The sequence below is a fragment of the Intrasporangium sp. genome (assembly GCF_032907665.1).
In the GTDB taxonomy this organism is placed as follows: domain Bacteria; phylum Actinomycetota; class Actinomycetes; order Actinomycetales; family Dermatophilaceae; genus Intrasporangium.
In genome coordinates this window covers 1-4,429 of sequence record NZ_JAJJPG010000201.1, presented here as the reverse complement: position 1 = coordinate 4,429, position 4,429 = coordinate 1, and the positions used below count along the sequence as shown (strand labels likewise).

Genomic DNA, 4,429 nt, shown 5'->3' with positions numbered 1-4,429 from the left:
GGCTGCCCGCTCATGTTCGAGCCGACCTCGGACCCGGGCCACAAGGTCATGCGCTGGATGTTCAGCCTCGGCGGGAACGTGCCGCGCAAGGTCTGAAACCCCCGTTGCGCCGCAGCCGTCCGGCGGCAAGAGTGCGCAACGAGACTTCGCCGGTCGAGAGGTGACTGCGTCCACGGCCGCCCCGTGAGGTCCTTCGCCTCCGAGGGCACGGCGCTCAACTGCACCTCGAGTCCGAGAAACTGCGTGTGGCCTCCGAGCGGCGTACGGCCGCACCGGTCTGCGGATCGGCGGCCACCGCCCCCTCCGCTGAGGCGGATCGGCGGAGTCACTCAGGTGTCATGGCCGTGAGGAGATCCACGCGGCTGGCGCGCTGGGCCGGGCCGATGGCTGCGAGGACGCCGACGGCGGCCGCGACCCCGAGATAGAGGAGCAGCTGGGTGGTCGGGACAGCGACCGTGGTGATTCCCTCGTCGGCGAGTGCTCGGCTGAGTGCGACTCCGGACAGGGTGCCGAGTCCGACGCCGGTGACGGCGCCCAGCATGGCCATGAGGACGGACTCGCGCCTGACGATCGTGCGGATCTGGCGACGCGTGGCGCCAACCGCTCTCATCAGCCCGAGCTCACGCGTGCGTTCCAGGACGGAGAGCACGAGCGTGTTGACGATGCCGAGGATGGCGACGATGACAGCCAGCAGCAACAGGGCGGTGACGAGGCCGAGGAGCTGGTCGGTCGACTCCTGTGCGGCCTGGGTGAGCTGGGCGGGGTCGCTGACGGTGATGTTGGGATAGGCGACGAGCGCCTGGGTGATCCGCGCCTCGGTGGCGGTGAGGTCGGCGCCAGGGGCGGCGGCGACGAGGACGACTCGGTCGAGAGTCGAGGTCACGTTGACCCGGAAGTCCGCAGTCGAGACCAGGTAGGCAGAGTTGATCAACCCGGTCGCGGTGTTCGCGAAGATGGCCGTGACGGTGACCCGTGTCGGGCCGGACTCGGGGTAGGTCACGACAACCGTGTCCCCGACCCCTACGCCGAGTGCCGTCGCCTCGGTGCTGGCGATCGCGATCGAGCCCGGGCCCAGGTCGAGGGCGCCTTCCCGGGTCGTGACGTCCAGGACTCGGCCGAGGTTGGTGGCGTCGACGGCCACGATGGTGGATCGCGTCCCGTTGATCTTGGCACCGGAGTACTTCAGCTCCACGACAGCGTCCACCCCTTCGAGTGTGCGCACCGCGGTGGCGGCCGCTGGGCTGATGCCCGCCCCTGTCCCAACCGGCTGGAGGACGAAGTCGGCCCGGTTGCCAGCGGACACGGTCTGTCCCGCGGACTCCCGCAGCGAGGTCGCGGTCACGGCCACAGCCGCCACGACGGCGACACCGATGGTCAGCGCCATGGCCGTGGCCGCGGCGCGTCGCGGGGAACGGGACACGTTGCGTGCCGCCAACCGCCAACCGCCATCCGCCACCGCGTCGGCCGAAGGAGCCGAGCCGAGCCGTGCCCCGCACCAAGGACGGACCGGAGAGGACCAACCCCACGAATGCCGTGACGCTCGCCAGTGCCGTGAGCGAGCGCTGGCCTCCGACCAGGGCGCACGCGACCAGGCCGAGGGTGCCGGCTGACAGCACGACACCGCCGACCACACCTCGACGAGAGCTGCCCCTGTCGGGGGCCGGGTCGACGTCCCGCAGAGCTTCCATGGGCGCGACTCGGGTCGCACCCCACGCGGGGATCGCGGCGGCGACCATCGTGACCCCGACACCGACCGCGAGAGCGGCGATGAGGGTGCGTGGTTCGAGGGCAACCGTGGTGGTGGGCACCTCGACGCCCACGAGCAGCAGTAGCCGGCGGATGCCGACCGCAAGGCCGACGCCCGCGAGCAGGCCCAGCACGGTGGCGAGCAGCCCGACGGCAGCGGCCTCCACGAGGATGCCGCCGAGCACCTGTCGCCGGGTGGCGCCGACCGCGCGCAGCAGGCCGACCTCGCGGCGTCGCTGGGCGACCAACACGTTGAAGGTGTTCCAGATGACGAAAGAGCCGACGAGCAGCGACACGGCGGCGAAGGCAAGCAGCACCTGGGTGAAGATCGCCAAGCCGGACTGCATCGCGGCCGCACCCTCATCGGCCAGCGTTGCGCCGCTGAGGACTTCCATTCCCTGCGGCACGGCCGCGGCCACTCGGGACAGGAGGTCGCCCGCGTCGAGGCCCCCGCCGGCCATGACCGAGATCTGGTCGACGGTGCCGGTCTTGCCCAGCACCTGCTGGGCGGTAGTGAGATCGAACCCGGCGAGCGTTGCCCCTGCGAGGCTGTCGCTGTCCCCGAACCCGGTGATGCCGACGAGCGTGAACGCGCGGCTGCCATCGTGCAGAAGGACCCGCACCATGTCCCCCACGACATAGGAGGCCCCGGTGGCGGACCTGGCGTCGATGGTCATCTCGCTGGGGCCACTGGGCATCCGGCCCTGGCGCAGGGTGAAGTCGCCGGCGAGGGCTGCGTTGCCGCCGACGCTCGAGGCAAGGGTCGGAGCGCCACCGGGCTGGATCGGTGCGCCCGCCTTGTCGAGCAGGAGCGCAAAGCCCGTGACCGAGCCTTCGGCCACCTCGACTCCGTCGATCGCGGCGACGGTGCCCACGAGGGCCTCCGGGATCGGGCGGGCCTCGGACTGGAAGCTGTAGTCGGTGTACGCGGCCTCTGAGCGGACCACGACGTCGGTGCTGGCCGTCAGCCCCGTATAGAGCTGGTCGAAGGCCTTGTTCGTGGTGTCGGACAGCACGAACGTGCCGGAGACGAAGGCGACACCGATCGCGATCGCCGCGGTGGTGAGGATGAGCCTGAGAGTGTTCTGCTGCAGGTTGCGGAGCGCGAGCCGGAGCATGTCAACGGCCCAGGTGTTTCATCGTGTCGAGCACGGCGTCTCTCGTCGGCCTGTCCAGCTCCTCGACGACGAGGCCGTCGACGAGGAAGACGACGCGGTCGGTGTAGGCGGCCGCCACCGGGTCATGCGTCACCATGACAACGGTCTGGCCGAGGTCGTCGACCGCGTTGCGGAGGAAGGTCAGCAGCTCGGCGCTGGCTCTCGAGTCGAGTGCACCGGTGGGTTCGTCGGCGAAGACCACCTCGGGCCGCTCGACGAGCGCACGGGCAATGGCCACCCGCTGCTGCTGTCCGCCGGAGAGCTGGGACGGGCGATGCTCGAGTCGGTCGGCCACCCTCAGGGCTTGCACGACTGTGTCGAACCAGACAGGGTCCACGTGCCTCCCGGCAAGGTCGGCAGGAAGGGTGATGTTCTCCTCGGCGGTCAGGGGCGCCAGCAGGTTGAACGCCTGGAAGACGAACCCGAGGCGATCCCGACGCAGGATGGTGCGCTCGCGATCGGTCAGCGACGCGAGGTCGGTCTCGCCGACAAAGGCCTGTCCCGACGAGAGTGTGTCCAGACCGGCCATGCAGTGCATCAGCGTGGACTTGCCCGACCCGGAGGGGCCCATGATCGCCGTGAAGGCGCGGGCCGGGAACCCGACGGTCACACCGTCAAGGGCGTGGACCGAGGTTCCCCCGACCCCGTAGGTGCGGCGCGCGTCGACGACGCGTGCCGCGAGTGTGGTCACTTGCGGGAGGACAACATCGAGTGTCGTATCAGTCATGATCGGCGGCCTGTTCGCGAATACGCGAGGACTCCCCGGGGACGTCTGGTGACGGCTCATACATCGCCGAGGCGAAGCTGCCGGGACGATGCGGAAATGAACCCCACTGCGGAAGTCTGGACGCCCGGCCCGCCCAGACGACGGACGCGACCAGCGGTCACTGCGGGACCTGCGCGGTTGACTTCCTGACCCCCACACTACCCCGGGAAGTGGGGCATTGCGGACAGTGGTGAGTTCGGTCTCGTCACGAATTGAGGCTCCCCCCAATCATGCTGGTCCACGCGGGTCGACGACCGCCGCGGCCCAGCCGTGAAGGTTTGCCTTGGGCGCGCGCCGAGCGAGCAGTCGCATGAGTCCGATCGCCATGACGGCGAACGTGCGACGGGCGCCGAGAACACTTCTGTTGGAGCTGCGACATCGTCTTCACCCCCACTCCACATCTCGCGCTCTCATCGTGGTTCACAATCGGCAGGATCAGGCACACAGGCCGCCAGTCCTCGGCGCGGCATTAGCTGCCTCCCCGGGTTGCAGCCAACCCAGCCCGCGGGACACGTAGGCAAGGTTTGGCGACAATCGGACGGAGCCGGTCCCCGGGACTCGCAACCACGCGTCGGACAGGATGGTCTCTCGCGACCCAGCGCCGCTGCGTCAGCCGGCGTCGAGCACCGACGGAGGGATGGCTTCACACGCCTGAGCGGATGGTCGACTACATCACCCCGCTTGACGGGTTCGGCGCGGCTGACGGCTGGCCGGGCCTGTGGGGGATGGGCGGACCGGACTACCTGAGCTGGCTCGCGGA

General features: G+C 69.8%; 2 protein-coding genes and 1 pseudogene. All 3 read right to left on the bottom strand.

Annotated elements, in window-relative coordinates:
• Positions 1-325: 325 nt before the first annotated feature.
• The 3 genes and pseudogenes from LOY02_RS18055 to LOY02_RS18050 all read right to left on the bottom strand — a co-directional run bounded on the left by LOY02_RS18055 (position 326) and on the right by LOY02_RS18050 (position 3,630).
• Complete coding sequence (locus tag LOY02_RS18055) at positions 326-1,420, bottom strand: ABC transporter permease (protein ID WP_317183756.1); 1,095 nt, start codon at positions 1,418-1,420, stop codon at positions 326-328.
• Between the two features lie 286 nt (positions 1,421-1,706).
• Positions 1,707-2,864 (bottom strand): annotated as a pseudogene (locus LOY02_RS19245) (ABC transporter permease); the annotation flags it as partial.
• Position 2,865: 1 nt separating this feature from the next.
• A complete protein-coding gene (locus LOY02_RS18050) occupies positions 2,866-3,630 on the bottom strand; it encodes an ABC transporter ATP-binding protein (protein ID WP_410505975.1) in 765 nt (254 codons plus the stop codon).
• Positions 3,631-4,429 lie beyond the last annotated feature (799 nt).